At 44.4% G+C, this 15,615-nt stretch carries 15 protein-coding genes; 1 reads left to right on the forward strand and 14 read right to left on the reverse strand.

The window, feature by feature from the left end:
* Positions 1–29: 29 nt before the first annotated feature.
* The 5 genes from fic to parE all read right to left on the reverse strand — a co-directional run bounded on the left by fic (position 30) and on the right by parE (position 4,981).
* Positions 30–635: a protein adenylyltransferase Fic gene (fic, locus tag PCY71_RS01920; RefSeq protein ID WP_125352673.1), complete on the reverse strand. Its 606-nt coding sequence runs from the start codon at positions 633–635 to the stop codon at positions 30–32.
* Between the two features lie 18 nt (positions 636–653).
* Positions 654–1,028 (reverse strand): GNAT family N-acetyltransferase, encoded by a 375-nt coding sequence (locus PCY71_RS01925; protein WP_125352671.1) that lies wholly within the window; start codon positions 1,026–1,028, stop codon positions 654–656.
* Positions 1,029–1,091: 63 nt separating this feature from the next.
* Complete coding sequence (locus PCY71_RS01930) at positions 1,092–1,838, reverse strand: DUF6261 family protein (protein WP_301412396.1); 747 nt, start codon at positions 1,836–1,838, stop codon at positions 1,092–1,094.
* A 195-nt stretch (positions 1,839–2,033) separates the two neighbouring features.
* Positions 2,034–3,020, reverse strand: a complete 987-nt coding sequence (locus tag PCY71_RS01935) for a hypothetical protein (protein ID WP_301412397.1) — start codon at positions 3,018–3,020, stop codon at positions 2,034–2,036.
* A 17-nt stretch (positions 3,021–3,037) separates the two neighbouring features.
* Positions 3,038–4,981, reverse strand: a complete 1,944-nt coding sequence (gene parE, locus PCY71_RS01940; RefSeq protein ID WP_301412398.1) for a DNA topoisomerase IV subunit B — start codon at positions 4,979–4,981, stop codon at positions 3,038–3,040.
* A 190-nt stretch (positions 4,982–5,171) separates the two neighbouring features.
* Here parE and plsY point away from each other — a divergent pair, with 190 nt between their 5' ends.
* Positions 5,172–5,822, forward strand: coding sequence for a glycerol-3-phosphate 1-O-acyltransferase PlsY (gene plsY / locus PCY71_RS01945; RefSeq protein ID WP_002933649.1), 651 nt, complete (start codon positions 5,172–5,174; stop codon positions 5,820–5,822).
* Between the two features lie 39 nt (positions 5,823–5,861).
* Here plsY and nt5e read toward each other — a convergent pair whose 3' ends face one another.
* The 9 genes from nt5e to PCY71_RS01990 form a co-directional block, all read right to left on the reverse strand.
* Positions 5,862–8,021: a cell surface ecto-5'-nucleotidase Nt5e gene (gene nt5e, locus PCY71_RS01950; protein WP_301412399.1), complete on the reverse strand. Its 2,160-nt coding sequence runs from the start codon at positions 8,019–8,021 to the stop codon at positions 5,862–5,864.
* A 163-nt stretch (positions 8,022–8,184) separates the two neighbouring features.
* Positions 8,185–9,453 (reverse strand): dihydroorotase, encoded by a 1,269-nt coding sequence (locus PCY71_RS01955; RefSeq protein WP_301412400.1) that lies wholly within the window; start codon positions 9,451–9,453, stop codon positions 8,185–8,187.
* A 12-nt stretch (positions 9,454–9,465) separates the two neighbouring features.
* Positions 9,466–9,930, reverse strand: a complete 465-nt coding sequence (locus PCY71_RS01960) for an 8-oxo-dGTP diphosphatase (protein ID WP_002895418.1) — start codon at positions 9,928–9,930, stop codon at positions 9,466–9,468.
* Positions 9,931–9,938: 8 nt separating this feature from the next.
* Positions 9,939–10,592 (reverse strand): uracil-DNA glycosylase, encoded by a 654-nt coding sequence (locus PCY71_RS01965; protein ID WP_002933643.1) that lies wholly within the window; start codon positions 10,590–10,592, stop codon positions 9,939–9,941.
* Positions 10,593–10,627: 35 nt separating this feature from the next.
* Positions 10,628–11,380, reverse strand: a complete 753-nt coding sequence (locus PCY71_RS01970; RefSeq protein WP_301412401.1) for a DUF4336 domain-containing protein — start codon at positions 11,378–11,380, stop codon at positions 10,628–10,630.
* Positions 11,377–12,915 carry a glycosyltransferase family 39 protein gene (locus tag PCY71_RS01975; protein ID WP_301412402.1) on the reverse strand — a complete coding sequence of 513 codons (1,539 nt, stop codon included), beginning with the start codon at positions 12,913–12,915 and terminating at the stop codon, positions 11,377–11,379. The genes PCY71_RS01970 and PCY71_RS01975 overlap by 4 nt, the downstream gene beginning before the upstream one ends.
* A gap of 111 nt (positions 12,916–13,026) precedes the next feature.
* On the reverse strand, positions 13,027–13,656 hold the full coding sequence (gene pyrE, locus PCY71_RS01980; RefSeq protein ID WP_301412403.1) for an orotate phosphoribosyltransferase: 630 nt from the start codon (positions 13,654–13,656) through the stop codon (positions 13,027–13,029).
* 78 nt (positions 13,657–13,734) lie between these two features.
* Positions 13,735–14,427, reverse strand: a complete 693-nt coding sequence (gene pyrF / locus PCY71_RS01985) for an orotidine-5'-phosphate decarboxylase (protein WP_002904555.1) — start codon at positions 14,425–14,427, stop codon at positions 13,735–13,737.
* Positions 14,428–14,673: 246 nt separating this feature from the next.
* Positions 14,674–15,612: a dihydroorotate dehydrogenase gene (locus tag PCY71_RS01990; protein ID WP_002909666.1), complete on the reverse strand. Its 939-nt coding sequence runs from the start codon at positions 15,610–15,612 to the stop codon at positions 14,674–14,676.
* Positions 15,613–15,615 lie beyond the last annotated feature (3 nt).

Below are 15,615 nucleotides of genomic sequence, written 5' to 3' on the forward strand. Positions count from 1 at the left end.
CTAATCACTCCTCTGCAAACTTTCTTATCTCACAACTCCTCAGCTTTATATAGGCTATAGCCTTCATAGTAGTAACTATGGTCTACGCCCTTCATGTAGAGGTTTCGGTTATGAATGTCCTTTGTGAGGGCTTGCTTGAGAACGTGCTTGATTTCTGTATCTCGAATGGGGCTGCGCTCCATAGCTAGGAGGTAATCTTCCTTGTCTACTTGAGACCAGTCCACGACTTGCCCCAGCTCAGCCTTGAGTAGGTGGTCCAGCCAAAGCCTCATGCTCCTGCCATTTCCCTCACGGAAAGGATGGGCAATATTTAGCTCCACATACTTTTCGACAATCTGATCAAAGGTATGCTGAGGCATGCGATCAACATTTTCCAAGGAAGCTGACAGATACATGACAGGAGCAAAGCGAAAATTCCCTTTGGAGAGATTGACTGTCCGAATCTGGCCAGCGAAGTCATAGATTTCTTCAAACAAGAACCCGTGAATAAAGGCCAGAGTGGCATAGTTGCCAGCTGCTTTATCGTCCAGAAGCTGCTCTTCAAAAAGCTCTTTAGCTCGGGTTTTGCTGATTTTTTCTTCCATCTTGGCTAGTTCAAGCGAATCCGTCAGACCCAGTTTATTGTCAAGCGTCATAAATACAGCTCCTTTCATTTAGATAGATTTTCTAAGCCCTGTTCCCACAGGTTTAAAACCTACTGTCTGATAAAATCCATCCGCTTCTGATATTAATTCAATGCGAGTCAAAGGATGTTTTTGATGAATTTCAGCGATTAATCGCCGTCCCAATCCTTTTCCACGATAGGCTTTATCAATGATAATCTCAGCTAAAAAGGTCGTCATGACTTCATCTGTCAAGTAGCGGGCAAAACCAAGGATTTTCTGGTTCTCTTCAACTACCAAGTAATGGGACAGATTTGTTGAAAATAATGATGTCACTTTTTCCTCTGTAAAAGAAATCCATTTTTCATTTTGATAAAGGGCATAAATAGCTTGACAATCTTTTGTGCTTGCAGGTCTGATTATCATTTTCTACTCCTTTCAAATCCGATGCGACCACTAACAATTTTTCAACTCAAATTTAGTTATATTCTAGTTGCTCTCCGTCGCTTCTTCCCTCGCCTTCTTAGCTGGTTTGCGTTTTTTGTAGCGGCTGCGGATGGTGTTGAGGTGGTCGCGAAGATTGACCACGTGCGTTCTTTCAGGATAAGCGTAGGCAATGATTGCAGTGAAATCGACTAGAAAATCATAGATTTCTTGCAGCTTGAGGCGGACGTTCTTATTCTGGCTCGGTGTCTTTCCCTTGAGCTCAGTCAGTCTCTCCTTGTAGACCTTTTCAAAGGCCTTCTGAGCAGCTGCCAGACTGTCGACATGGGCTTCCAGATGAAGCTTAGCCAGTGCTGTCTGGCAGGCCGGCTTTTTCAGCTCTTGGAGCAGGTGGTTGATGCCCTCGGTCTCCTTTTCCAAGCTAGTCGCAGCTAGACCGGTGTAGTTTTTCAGAAGCTGAGACAGGGTCTCATAAGCTTCCTTGGTCGCTGCATCCTTGACCCTTGCAAAGGCCCGAACTAAAGACTGGAGCGTGCCCAAGGCATCATCGCGCTCGCAGTCAGCCTGATCCAAACTAGCCACCAGCTTGCTGGACTTGGTCTGATGAAGCCCGCCCTGCAGCTGTTCCAGAAGTTTGTCCATTTCATCCAGCTTGGTCGTGTAAATGCCATCCACCTTATTTTCCTTGATAAATGCCGCAACCTCGCTCCGACTCTCGGACATAAGCTGGAAAAATTCGTTGTTTTCTAAATTGCGTACAGTTAAACTAGTGATTCCATATTCTTTTTTCATAAAACTCCTCTTTCTTCATGTGTTTTTTAATCTTTTACTCTAAAACCGCTCGGAACACATGTAAACGTTCGGCTTTTGCTCTAAAAATGCAAATCACACATGTGCGATTTGGTTTTTTACTGCTAGATAAGAAATTCTTTATGTGTAATTTACTGTTTCAGAGGTGACGAAGATGATTCTTCGTGTGGGGTGAAGTCATTTCTTTTTCAATTCATTTAACTTAGATAAATTTTTTCCCATTTCCAGACTGAGAATCACAAACAAGGTTGAAGAATAAATATTATCATACCATTGTTCCAATTCCTCATCATTCATATTTAGATGATATTGCTCATCGTTGTTATGCCTTAATCCTCCTTTGTTATACATCTCAGAAAGATTATCAAAAACAGCAATTTTCTTAGAAATCTTTTCACCTTTCTTATTCGTGTCAGCCCCTTTTGTTTGTAACACTATTTTTAATTCATTATAAATATCCTTTAATTCTTTAGGTAGTGTATCAGGATGTTCAAACTCCTTGAGATATGGCTCCAAATAGCCTGCTAAAGAAAGAAGTATCTCTTTCTTACGCTGAATATTTCTCTTATTTGAAAAATGATTATATTCTAAAACCTTTATCGCATCTTCAATACTAGTTTCAGATATAATCTGAGAAACTTCCGAGGCATAGGCATTCTTTTCAACAATGATCTTGTCACCATTTTCTAAAGTAATCAGTTCATGATTTGATTCATCTAAAATTATGTTTATATTTTTTCTAATTTCACTTATTAAATCAATAAATCCTTCATAATTCCGGACTCTTATATCTAAATTCAAGCCCTCAAACACATCCAGCAAACATTCAAAAAATGTATATAGAGTATCAAAATCATTACAGTGATTAATTTCTAATTCGTCCAGTAACTGAGTAAACGAAGTTGTAGTTCTTCTTTTTTCATACCCAAAAAAATCATTGTGAATCATATTCATTAATGTCCATTCATCTGTGAAGAAATCCTCATGAGTCGAACCATCAACGTCAACAAAATCATCAACCACTGGTGTTCCATTGGGGGAAAGTTTCATTTTCGGGAAGCACATTACAACCTTATGTTCTAATAGTTGAACTATTTTTTTATATTCATTATGTGGATCCATTTCATTTTCTTTTAGTAATTCAAAATAATTCTTCCTTGTCATTTCTTATCCTTTATTCCTTAAAACACAGTCGCTTCTTCTAGCGTAAACTTGACATTGTCCTCAATCCACTTGCGGCGTGGTTCGACCTTGTCTCCCATGAGGACGTTGACACGGCGTTCGGCGCGGGCTAGGTCTTCGATGGTGACACGGATGAGGGTGCGGGTGTCAGGATTCATGGTCGTCTCCCAGAGTTGGTCGGCGTTCATTTCACCGAGCCCCTTGTAGCGCTGAAGCATGGCACCCTTGCCAAACTTGCGGCGCAGGTCGTCCAGCTCGCCATCGGTCCAGGCATACTCGACGACTTCGCTCTTGCCCTTCCCCTTGGACATCTTGTAGAGAGGCGGCAAGGCGATATAGACGCGGCCGGCCTCGACTAGCGGACGCATATAGCGATAGAAAAAGGTCAGCAGCAAGGTCTGGATATGAGCACCGTCGGTGTCCGCATCGGTCATGATGATGATCTTGTCATAGTTGGCATCCTCAAGGGTAAAGTCTGTCCCAACACCAGCTCCGATTGTGTAGATCATGGTATTGATTTCTTCGTTCTTAAGAATATCAGCCATCTTAGCCTTGGCGGTATTGATAACCTTACCGCGCAGGGGCAGGATGGCTTGGAACTTACGGTCACGGCCTTGCTTAGCTGAACCACCGGCAGAGTCTCCCTCGACCAGATAGAGTTCGTTCTTGGCTGGATTCTTGGATTGGGCTGGAGTCAGCTTACCAGAGAGCAAGCCCTTGTCTTTTTTATTCTTCTTGCCATTCCGGCTTTCGTCACGTGCTTTACGGGCTGCTTCCCTGGCATCTCTAGCCTTGATAGCCTTGCGGATGAGATTGGAAGCTAGCTCACCATTTTCCAAGAGGAAGAAAGTCAGCTTGTCAGAGACGATGGAATCCACGGCAGGACGAGCCAAAGGGCTGCCCAGCTTGTCCTTGGTCTGACCTTCAAACTGCAGGTGCGCCTCAGGGACTAGGATGGACAGAACAGCAGCCAGACCCTCGCGGTAGTCCGAGCCTTCCAGATTCTTGTCCTTTTCCTTGAGCAGCCCCGTCTTTCTGGCATAGTCGTTCATGGCCTTGGTAATAGCGGTCTTGAGTCCTGTCTCGTGGGTACCGCCGTCCTTGGTACGGACGTTATTGACAAAGGACAGGATATTATCGGCGTAGCCGTCGTTGTACTGGAGAGCCACCTGAACTTGGAAGCCGCTCTCCTCGCCCTCGAAATAGAGGACAGGAGTCAGGGTTTCCTTGTCTTCGTTGAGATAGCTGACAAAATCTTCAACCCCGTTCTCATAGTGAAACTCTACTTCTTCGCCAGTCCGCGCATCGGTCAGCGACAGGCGAACATTCTTGAGCAGGAAGGCTGATTCCTTAAGCCGCTCCACAATAGTGTTGTACTTGAAGTCCGTCGTTGAAAAAATCGTATCGTCCGGCATGAAGGTCACTTTGGTCCCAGACTTGGACTTAGGTGCCGTGCCGATTTTCTTGAGCGTAGTGACTGGTTTTCCGCCATTTTCAAAGCGCTGCTTGTAAACAGTCCCATCCCGCGTGATTTCCACTTCCAGCCAGCTAGACAGGGCATTGACAACGGAGGACCCTACACCGTGGAGACCGCCTGAGGTCTTATAGCCACCTTGGCCGAACTTACCGCCGGCGTGGAGAACTGTGAAGATGACTTCGACCGTAGGAATGCCCATAGCGTGCTTGCCGACTGGCATCCCGCGTCCGTGGTCTGCGACAGTCAGACTGCCGTCTTTGTTGATAGTCACATCGATCCGATCACCGAAGCCTGATAGTGCTTCATCGACAGCATTGTCCACAATTTCCCAGACCAGATGGTGGAGTCCCGCTCCGTCGGTCGATCCGATATACATCCCCGGACGTTTGCGGACCGCATCCAACCCTTCTAATACCTGAATGGCATCGTCATTATAATTGTTAATATTGATTTCCTTTTTTGCCACAAGAACCTCCTAATGATTCATCTTTTCTATCTTACAAGTTTTTGGCAAATATTGCAAAGATTTTTTTGAAAAAACTGCTGATAAGAACTGATTTTACACGAAGAAGAATCCAATATCCGAGTAGACATTTCCTGCTATAAATTCTATCCTTTTCTATTGTAAGAAAGCGAAATAATGGTATAATAAAATCATGATGAACACGATAATTGGATTAATACTAGCATACTTACTTGGCTCTATTCCGACTGGACTTTGGATTGGGCAAATTTTCTTTAAGAAGAACCTGCGAGAATACGGCAGCGGCAATACCGGAACGACCAATACTTTCCGCATTTTGGGAAAGACCGCGGGGACGGCTACTTTTGCGATCGACTTTCTCAAAGGAACTGCAGCGACCCTGCTGCCTTTCTTTTTGCATATTGAGGGAGTTTCGCCGCTTGTCTTTGGCCTCTTGGCTGTGATTGGCCATACCTTTCCTATCTTTGCTGGCTTTAATGGGGGCAAAGCTGTGGCAACCAGTGCAGGGGTTGTTCTGGGCTTCTCACCTGCCTTCTTTGTTTATCTGATTGTCATCTTTGCCAGCATCCTCTATCTGGGAAGTATGATTTCTTTGGCAAGTGTGCTCTCAGCAGTCATCGCTATCCTGTCGGCGCTGCTCTTTCCTCTAGTTGGCTTTATACTGCCTAGCTATGACCTCTTCTTTACTCTGATTATCATTGCGCTGGCTTTGATTATTATCCTCCGGCACAAGGACAATATCCAACGTATCAAACAGAAAAAAGAAAATTTAATTCCTTGGGGCTTGAATATCACACATCAAAATCCTGAGGCTAAGAAATAAAACGGAAGTGAACAACTTCCGTTTTATTGTGTCTTCTAACTAGTCTTCTTTGTGACTTTTCTTGATTCCTGCCAATCCAAAGAATCCTAAAACCATACCAACTAGGCTCAAGGCAACTGCTGATTCGCTGCCTGTCTGTGGCAGTTCTTTAGCTGCAGGGTCCTTAGTGAAGGTCTTGGCAACATGAACTGCTACTTGCTTGGTTTGTTTTGGAGTATTAACCAGTGGAGCTGCCTGTTTTGCAGGATCAGCTGCTTTGGTACCAGCTGGGTAGGAAGCTGCATTAACCGGATCCGTTCCTTGCTTGATTTCTTCAATATCTGTATAGCCATCACCGTCAGAATCCTTAGTGGATGAAATAGAGATGGCGCGTGAGTTTGGATTGATAACTGCATAGGCTGTCAAATCAGCTTTTGCAAGATAGTCTGCAAAAGCCACATCCATCGATGGTCCTTCCTCGCGAGGGCCACCCAGCATGGTATAGCCATCACCACCAGCAGCCAAGAAGTCATTGGTCGTCAGATAGTAGGTCTTATTAGGATCAAGAGGCTCATAAACACCAGTTTCTTTATTCTTAATCTCGATGTGGAGGACACGTTGATTAGCTGGCAGAGTCGTGTCGTAGTAGACTTTAGCTCCAGAGATTTGCAGGTAACCACCGCTTGGTTCTAGCAAGGGTTGGCCGTTCTCATCCAGCACAGGTTTACCATCTTTCTCCTGGAGAATAGAGCCTAGAGATTTGGCAAACATATCTGCAATATTTTGACCAGTAACCTTGATTTGAGAAATAGTATTCCCAAAAGGCAATACGGCGATAACATCTCCCTTGGTGATTGGCTTGTCTTTGGCAATAGTTTCGCGCAGACCGCCTCCGTTAGTAACAGCTAAGTCTGTTTTATTGGCAAAGCCAGTTTGACCATAATCGTAGAGAGCATCCGCTACGACATTACCCAGATTGGTTTCCCGAACACGGACATTTTCACGGTCACCATTAAGCTCTACAGGGCTGTTTGCTACGATAACCTTGGCATTATCAGCGTCGTACCTAGCTTTAATCTTGCTGACCATGTCTGCAACAACTGGGTCTGGAGTGACTTTTTTAGCTATTTCAGCAGGAATTTGCTGAGGATTTCCCAGAAGTTGATTGGCCTTGAAAGTTACTTTTCCGATATTGTGTAAGTAGCTACCGGTCTGGTTGTAAGTTACATTATCACCATAAGTCGTAGACTCTACTGTGTGAGAGTGGCCGTCAATAACAGTTACGCGCTTGCCTTTGAGCTTAGGATTTTTAGAAAGAGCTTCAGCCAAGGTTGAACCGCGCCACTCAGTCGGTGTGGTCGTGTCAACACCCAAGTGAGCTAGAACAACGTAGTTTTTGTAGTTCTTTCCTTCTGCCACTGCGCGTGCTTCGATTTCGTCAATGACCCGATTAACTTCTGTAATTGGATCAGTGAAGGTCACACCTTGAATGTTTTTAGGGTGAGTTTTTGTAGCAGTTTCAGGTGTTGTCACACCGATTACCACAAACTCATCCCCCTCAACCGCTGGATCCTTGTCTACAATGGTAGATGCTTGGAAAACTCGAGCATTGTTGGCATAGGTGTTAGAACTGAGGAGTGGGAATTTAAGAATTTCCTTGTATTTTTTCGCCTCGTCTAGACCAAAGTCAAACTCATGGTTCCCGACTGCCATAGCATCGTAGCCAATTTCATTGAGGATTTTCGCTCGTTCTTCCCCTTTTGAGCTATTGGAAATTGGCAACCCTTGGAAGGCATCACCCGCATCCACAACTAGCGCTTTAGGGTTTTTAGCGCGCTCTTCCTTGATGACAGTTGCCAGCTTAGCATCACCGATAACGCCTTTTTCCTCTACGATACGGCCATGCACATCGTTGGTATGGAGAATCGTAGCCTCTGGCAGATTTTCAGACTGGGCTGGTGCTGCAGCGGCTTCTGTCGCAGCTGGACCAGCCGGAGCTGCTGTATTCTGACTATGTGCTGCTGGTTTTTCTTCTGCTGAAGCTGCTGGAGCAGTTTGTTGCACTTCAGAAGCTGTCTCAGCAGCTGGCTGATTGGTCAACTCAGCCTTTGCTGGCTCTGGACTAGGCTGAGCCTCTTCTGCAGAGACTTGATGGGCCAAAAAAGCAGGTGCCAAAAGCACTGTCGATAGAACAGGTAAGATGAAAAATTTCTTCTTCATATAACGAACACTCCTCTTTAGTATTTTGTTATATTATACATCTTTTTGGTTCAAAAAGGAACTAAACCACTACTATTTTAACAAACATTCGGTTTTTCAGAAAATTACTAGAAAATTTTCTGTGTTAAAAAAGACCCTGAAATTCATCAGAGTCTAATCTGCATTATCCTTTAAAGACAACTTCCCCATCACAGATGGTAAACTTTACTTGGCCTTTAAGCTTTTCACCAACGAAAGGCGAATTGGCAGCCTTGGAGGCAAAGTGGTCAGTCACAAGTCTATCGGCTTCTGGGTCAAATATTGTCAAATCAGCAGGACCATCCTGAGCAATGAAACCAGCATCAAAACCATACAATTGAGCTGGATTGGTTGTCATTTTTTCCAAAAGTTCCATCAAACTCAGATGACCAGCCTCTACCAAGTAGGTCAGACCAAGAGAAAGCGAAGTCTCAAGCCCAGTCATACCAGAAGGCGCTTTAGTGATATCGGCCACATTTTTCTCTTCAGCATGATGTGGAGCATGGTCCGTCGCAATGACAGAAATGACACCAGACTTAAGTCCCTCAATAACCGCTAGCCGGTCCGATTCTAAGCGCAGAGGCGGATTCATCTTAGCATTGCTGCCCTTGGTCAATAGCAGAGCTTCTGTCTTAGAGAAGTGCTGAGGTGCTGCTTCAGCGGTGACTTGAGCGCCTAGCTTCTGAGCGAATTCAACCACCTTTACACTCTCAGCCTTGGACAAATGCTGGATATGTACATGAGCCTTTGCATCATAAGCGATCATAACATCGCGCGCAATCATACTGTATTCTGCCACACCTGTCGCGCCACAGATATCAAAATGCTCTTTAGCGATATGCTCATTGAAACCGAGTATGCCGTTGAGATTGGGATCTTCCTCGTGCAAGCTGATAAAGGTGTCATTTTTACGTGCTTCTACGAGGGCTTGGCGGACAATGCCAGCGTTGGTCAATGGAATACCGTCATCAGAAAAACCTACTGCACCAGCTGCCAAGAGACCTTGGAAATCTGTCAGATGCCGCCCATCAAAATTCTCTGTGATTGTTGCAACCGACTTGATATGGATATTTTCGCGACTAGCCGACTCCAGCACTTCTTTCAGGGTTGCAACCGTAGAGATGGTCGGATTGGTATTGGCCATCATGACAACTGTCGTAAAGCCACCCGCTGCTGCTGCCAAGGCCCCCGTATGAATATCTTCCTTATGAGTCTGGCCCGGCTCCCGGAAATGCACATGTATATCCACCAAACCAGGAGCCACAACCAAACCACTGGCATCAATAACTTTTGCATCTTTCACCTGTAAATCTTGACCAATTTTAATAATTTTCTTCCCCTCAACCAAGAGGTCGGCAATTTGGTCAAAACCAGTCTTAGGATCCATAACTCGTCCGTTTTTGATTAATAGCATCGTCTTATCTCCTTATTCGTAAAAGTCCACCTGCGTATCCAGCAGCTTATCCCCGTCATAAACAAACTTTGCTGAAAAGAAAGGCTTGTCTTCTAGAAGCCACTCAACAAAAGTATGATCGCCTTCCCAAGTTGGTTTAGACAAAACCTGGTCATAGGGCACCCATTCTAAAGTCCCTTCGTTGCAGTCAATCAATTCCCCCTCAAACTCCGTCACCTTGAAGACGTAGGTGTACCAGTCCAAGTTGGGAGTAAACTCTGGAAAAGTGATAACGCCTTTAAGAACAGGCTTGGCCTTTAGACCTGTTTCCTCTAGAATCTCACGTGCAGCGCATTCCTGCGGGGTCTCTCCTCGTTCTAGCTTGCCACCGACACCAATCCACTTCCCAGCATGAACATCATTGGGCTTTTTGTTGCGGTGCAGCATGAGAAACTCCCGACCATTATCGATATAACAAATCGTTGCTAACTGAACCATACTACCTCCTATGCTAACCAATTGATAGGTTCCAAGCCCTTTGCTACTAAGAAATCATTAGTCCGTGAAAAGGGTTTGCTACCAAAGAAACCACGATAAGCGGACAGCGGACTTGGGTGAGCTGACTCGATTATCAAATGTTGAGGATTGCTTATCAAGGCTTTTTTCTTGCGGGCGTAAGAACCCCAGAGAATAAAGACAACTGGATCAGACTTTTCATTGACTACCTTGATAATAGCATCCGTAAAAGGCTCCCAGATTAAACCGGCATGCGCATTGGCCTGACCAGCAGGCACTGTCAGCCCAGCATTGAGCAAGAGAACACCCTGCTGAGCCCAAGAAGTCAAATCATGCGACTCTTTCACTCCGATATCATCAGCCAGTTCTTTGAGAATATTCTGCAAAGAAGGCGGAGCTGGAATATCATCAGGTACCGAAAAACTCAAGCCCTGTGCCTGTCTCGGTCCGTGGTAGGGATCCTGCCCTAAAATAACTACCTTAACATCCGCTAAATCTGTCGTCTGAATCGCATTAAACACCTTTTCCCGAGGTGGATAAATAGTCCCTGAAGCATACACTTCGTCTAAAAAATGATTGATTTTTGCAAAATAACCTTCCGGCAGCTGCTCCTTAATCAAAGCATGCCAAGCTGAATGCTGCATACATGTCTCCTCTCATTTCCTACGATAAAATTCTCTTACCTTATCCACCTAAGCGCTCTTCTGAGTTCTGCTGTGCCATTTTCCAGAAAACAACGACCATGAGCTAGTATGATTTTCTCCGGTTGCCAAGCCAGCATCTGCTCTAGACATTCTTTGGCTTCTTTTTGATGACCGATAAAGGTCATACGGTAGTCAATAGACGTCTGTCCATCCGGAGCTGCAACACGAACTAATTTATAAGCCTTGCCGCGAATCTGACTTGGAAAATGCTCTGTTTCAAAATTCTCAATCAAATCTGTCAAAATCAAGGTCTGACTGTCCTTATGAAAAAAGACAACTTCCTCAATATGAGTACTTCCCTTGAAAATCAACTGATCTATCTGACCTGCCCAAGCTTCTGGAGCCTCATCTGTCAGCTTTTCATCAAAAGAGACTGGTATTTTCTGCTTGGCTGCTCTCTCTTCCACTCCTGGGCTAGACCAAGCAATTGCCTCAGGATAACGCTTCTTCCAGTCAGCTATATAGGCATAGTGAATCTTATTAGGTGAAACAAGATGCGCAACTGGTCCCAAAGCGTCCAACTGGTCAAACAAGGCTTGATTTGGTTGGATTGGTGAATGACACAAGAGGTGGCCATTTGCTAACTTGATGACAGTCATGCGGGTGGAAAAGGGCAACTGTGTCAGAACCGCATCCATCTCAATCAAATCACCGTCGACAATCCAGATATTCTCGGCAATAGGTTTCAAGGTATAAAGCGGTTCATAGATAGGAACAGGTCTTTTCATTCTAAATACTCCTGCTTTCTAGTCCAAAAGCGAAACTTCCCTAGAGCTTGAGGATACTGGGCTAATCCTAGGGTGGATAGAATCAAAATTTGTGGCAAAAACTGAATCAGGTATCTCGTCTTTCCTCCCTCGAAAATCTGCAAAAAGAGCAGGCCGCCAAAAACAGCTAGGGTTAGAAAATTCAGCTCATCACTGGAGCGATATTCCCAAAGGGCAAAGACAAGTCCTGCTGCCATGACAATCCAAACCACCTGCTTGGACAGCGAGAAATAGACAAATTCTGACTTGTCAGTGTTCAGGAAGAAGTCACGGACAAACTGAGTTAAAGGATTATCCTTCGTATCTTGGTAAAAAGGCGATATATAAGGCGTCTTTTCATTTTCAACACTGCGGTAGAGCCAGCCCAAATCTCCCTCTGCCACAGTCAGAGACTGCTTATGGAAGAGATGATGAGCTAAAGTCAAAGGATTATATTCACTTAAGCGACGCTTGATTTCCTTGATAACATATTCCTTGGCAAACATGCCATTGTTATAGTCATATTGCTTATCAGGCTCAATATACTGCAAGAGCCCTTCTTTCATATCTTCTTGATTGTGGCCATTGAAGGTCAGACCTAGATTAATAAAGAGCAAGGGGCCTTTTGCCAATCCCTCTCCCTCCATAATCGGCACTTCCGTCTGGTGCTTGGACCAGTAGTGCAGCGGTGCATAGCTCATCGCAAAACTGCAAGTAAAAACGACTAGTGCCAAAAAGAACTTCTTCCAATTCTTTTTGAAAAAGAGGACTCCGAAGACAGCTATCAGCAGAATCATTACTGTTGGTCTAAAAAAGAAAGCCAGACTAGTCATTAGCCCAAGCAAAATACTGCGCCAAACCAGCTGTCTACTAGTTTCCTCTCCCTTCAGCAATCCCAGAACTAGGAAAATCTGCAAACTGATGAAAGGCAGGGGCGGAATATCCGTATACATTGAAAAGAAATAAGGAGAAAAGCCCAGTAAGAGCATATATAAACTAAAGACAGCATCTGCAGTTTTTTTGGAAAAATACTTTTGGCAGCCCTTATAGAGAATCAACGCCGTTACGTTAGTATAAACAATATTCAAGGCCTGCATGACCCATAGACCAGATTCCCCAAATATATTAAAGAAAAAACGCTCGTAGAGGAAAAGTGAGACATTGTTAGGGTTGCGAGTCAGATAGCTGGAAATGGAGCTTTCTTTCAGAGTTTTGAAAGCCCCTGTAAAGACAACTGCTGCATCCCGCCTAATCAAAAGTTCTGCTGAAAAGAGCATAATCAGCTGAAAAATAAAGGCAGCTAGCATAATAAGAAATTTATGCTGCATTAGCCAATGATAAGCTTTTTCTAGAAAATTCCGATAGCGATAGGCCAGATAAGCCAAGCCAGTAAAAGCAATAATAGCTATACTATTCAGCTCTGCAACATGCCAGATGGCAATCAGAAACCAATGAACAGCCGTAATCAGCATAACTTTCTGTAATATCGAAAAGGATAGATGATAAATCTTAGACATAGCTCTATTATACCAAACACAGAGACTTTAAGCCATTTTTAAAGGCAAGACAAGGACGTTTTACTGAAAAATGACCTGAATAAAGGTCAGATCATTTTATTTGTATTCGGTCTAGGCCTGCCAATTTTCTTGGTCTTCCTTAAATCGTTTCAACAAGGCTAATCCTTCAGCATTGATATAGCCTTCTTGCTCAGCTAAGTGAATCAACTCTGTATAGTTTGATAAAGTCACCAATTTCACACCCGCATCATTAAAGTTCTTTTCTGCTTTTGGTAGCTCATAGGTAAAGATAGCTGCTGCGCCAATCACATCCGCACCTTCACGTTTAGCGGCAGCTATAGCATCCAAGACCGAACCGCCAGTCGAGATTAAGTCTTCAATGACAACCATCTTCTGTCCAGGCGCTACGCGACCTTCGATTTGATTACCTGCTCCGTGATCTTTTGGTTTGCTACGGATATAGGCAAATGGAAGGTTCATCTTATCAGCGATAATGGCTCCGTGAGGAATACCTGCTGTCGCAGTTCCAGCAATGACTTCTACATCAGGAAATTCCGCCTGAATCTTTTCGACAAAACCATCTTCAATCAAGGTCCGAGTCTCTGGATAAGCCAAGGTCACACGGTTGTCCGTATATATAGGTGACTTGATGCCCGACGCCCACGTAAAAGGCTCTTCTGGCTTCAAATACACAGCTTTGATTTTCAATAAATCACGCGCAATCTCTTTTGCTAAAGTCATTTTTTGCTCCTTATAAATTTGAATGTTTTTGATGCTGTCAATTTCGTACGACAATTTAAATCGAATACATTGTTTTACTTAGCTATTCCACTGCTTCTTAATCTCGTGGTAAGCATCCCAAGGATTTTCAGCTTGGATAATCGGACGGCCAACTACAATATAATCACTGCCTATTTGATGGGCTTCCTGCGGAGTCATGACCCGTTTTTGATCGCCGATTTCTGATCCAGCTGGCCGAATACCCGGCGTCACGCAGAGGAAATCATCCGCAGTTGCTGCCTTAATCAGTTCCACTTCTTGAGCCGAACAAACTACGCCATCCAAGCCAGCTTCTTTAGCCTTCCGAGCATAATTGACAACAGACTCCTGAACCGTAGTTTGGATGTTTTGACAATCACGCATATCTTCCTCACTGGTCGAGGTCAGCTGGGTCACCGCAACCAACTTAGCCTTATCCCCCAAGACCTTCTTGGCTTCGCTCATCATCTCTACACCGCCTGCTGCATGGACCGTCACCATGTCGATACCAAAAGTTCCTAAGACAGACATGGCTGAGCGCACCGTATTGGGAATATCGTGCAGTTTCAGATCCAGAAAAATGCTGTGTCCAAGACCTTTCAGATAATGAACGATTTCTGGACCGATGGCATAGAAGAATTCCATACCGATTTTGACATAGAGTTTTTCATCTTCCGGAAAATGCTCCAAGAAATCTTTGACATCGTCAAAAGATGGAAAGTCGAGGGCGATAATAGGCCGTTCTTCACGCATGAGGGAAAAATCTCCTTTTAATTTTTAACTTTAAAGAACTCTGCTAGGCACTCCTATATTCAAATTGACCTTCACGCTAGGTTCAGAGACATAGAAAAACCTTGCCCGAGAGCAAGGTTACACGAAAATGTGGCAGTATCTGCCATTCAAACGTATGTACCTTAGTAGCCTCTCTGGACTTCTTTAAAGGTTGTATTTAGTTCATTCTATAATTTCACAGCAGGATTGTCAAGCAAAAATGTAACTTTAAAGCAAATTCTCTCGAACTTCTTTTCGTAAACTTTCAAGACTTTCGATGCCGTATTTATCCATAGCCTTGGGTAGGTTCTCAATGATGGTCGGGCAGGCATATGGATCCGTGAAATTAGCAGTTCCCACTCCAATAGCTGAAGCGCCAGCTATAAACATCTCCAGAGCAGCCTCCGCCGAATCAACTCCCCCCATACCAATAATGGGAAGTTTGCTTGCTTGCGCCACTTGACGGATCAGCTTGAGCGCTACCGGAAAGACAGCCGGACCTGACATACCACCAGTGCCATTAGCGATAATAGGCTTGCGCGACTTCAAGTTAAATCGCATACCTACTAAGGTGTTAATCATGGTAAAACCAGTAGCACCAGCGTCTTCAACAGCCTTGGCTACCTGAGTAATGTCTGCTACGCTCGGAGTTAATTTGACATAGACTGGTACAGCAGAAGTCTCTACTGCTGCCTTAGTTGCTTCGTAAGCCAACTCTGGAACTTGACCAATCAAAAGCCCAGCATTTCCATGGTCAACATTAGGACAGGAGATATTGAGCTCAATAGCCTTTACATTAGAGGCTTGAGAAATTTTCCCAGCCACTGTGGCATATTCTTGATTGGAAAATCCCGCTACATTGGCGATGATTGGTAGGTCGGGATAATGCTTTTCCAGCCAGGGTAGTTTTTCAGCTAGAACAACCTCAACACCTGGATTTTGCAGGCCAATGGCATTGAGCATACCAGCTGGCGTTTCTGCCACGCGCGGAGTGGGATTGCCAAAGCGGGGCTCCAAAGTCGTAGCCTTTATCATGATGGAGCCCAGCAAGTCTAGGTCATAGTATTTGGCATATTCTTGACCGAAGCCAAAGCAGCCAGATGCCGGAATAATTGGATTTTTCAGGTCCAAGCCTGGGAAGGAAACTCTTAAACGTTGGTCACTCATTCT

This window comes from Streptococcus sp. SN3 (assembly GCF_030439905.1).

Bases quoted from the DNA above. Each gene is read 5' to 3' on its own strand.
- fic (WP_125352673.1), bottom strand. From the start codon at position 635: ATGACGCTTGACAATAAACTGGGTCTGACGGATTCGCTTGAACTAGCC.
- PCY71_RS01925 (WP_125352671.1), bottom strand. From the start codon at position 1,028: ATGATAATCAGACCTGCAAGCACAAAAGATTGTCAAGCTATTTATGCC.
- PCY71_RS01930 (WP_301412396.1), bottom strand. From the start codon at position 1,838: ATGAAAAAAGAATATGGAATCACTAGTTTAACTGTACGCAATTTAGAA.
- PCY71_RS01935 (WP_301412397.1), bottom strand. From the start codon at position 3,020: ATGACAAGGAAGAATTATTTTGAATTACTAAAAGAAAATGAAATGGAT.
- plsY (WP_002933649.1), top strand. From the start codon at position 5,172: ATGATGAACACGATAATTGGATTAATACTAGCATACTTACTTGGCTCT.
- nt5e (WP_301412399.1), bottom strand. From the start codon at position 8,021: ATGAAGAAGAAATTTTTCATCTTACCTGTTCTATCGACAGTGCTTTTG.
- PCY71_RS01955 (WP_301412400.1), bottom strand. From the start codon at position 9,453: ATGCTATTAATCAAAAACGGACGAGTTATGGATCCTAAGACTGGTTTT.
- PCY71_RS01960 (WP_002895418.1), bottom strand. From the start codon at position 9,930: ATGGTTCAGTTAGCAACGATTTGTTATATCGATAATGGTCGGGAGTTT.
- PCY71_RS01965 (WP_002933643.1), bottom strand. From the start codon at position 10,592: ATGCAGCATTCAGCTTGGCATGCTTTGATTAAGGAGCAGCTGCCGGAA.
- PCY71_RS01970 (WP_301412401.1), bottom strand. From the start codon at position 11,380: ATGAAAAGACCTGTTCCTATCTATGAACCGCTTTATACCTTGAAACCT.
- PCY71_RS01975 (WP_301412402.1), bottom strand. From the start codon at position 12,915: ATGTCTAAGATTTATCATCTATCCTTTTCGATATTACAGAAAGTTATG.
- pyrE (WP_301412403.1), bottom strand. From the start codon at position 13,656: ATGACTTTAGCAAAAGAGATTGCGCGTGATTTATTGAAAATCAAAGCT.
- pyrF (WP_002904555.1), bottom strand. From the start codon at position 14,427: ATGCGTGAAGAACGGCCTATTATCGCCCTCGACTTTCCATCTTTTGAC.
- PCY71_RS01990 (WP_002909666.1), bottom strand. From the start codon at position 15,612: ATGAGTGACCAACGTTTAAGAGTTTCCTTCCCAGGCTTGGACCTGAAA.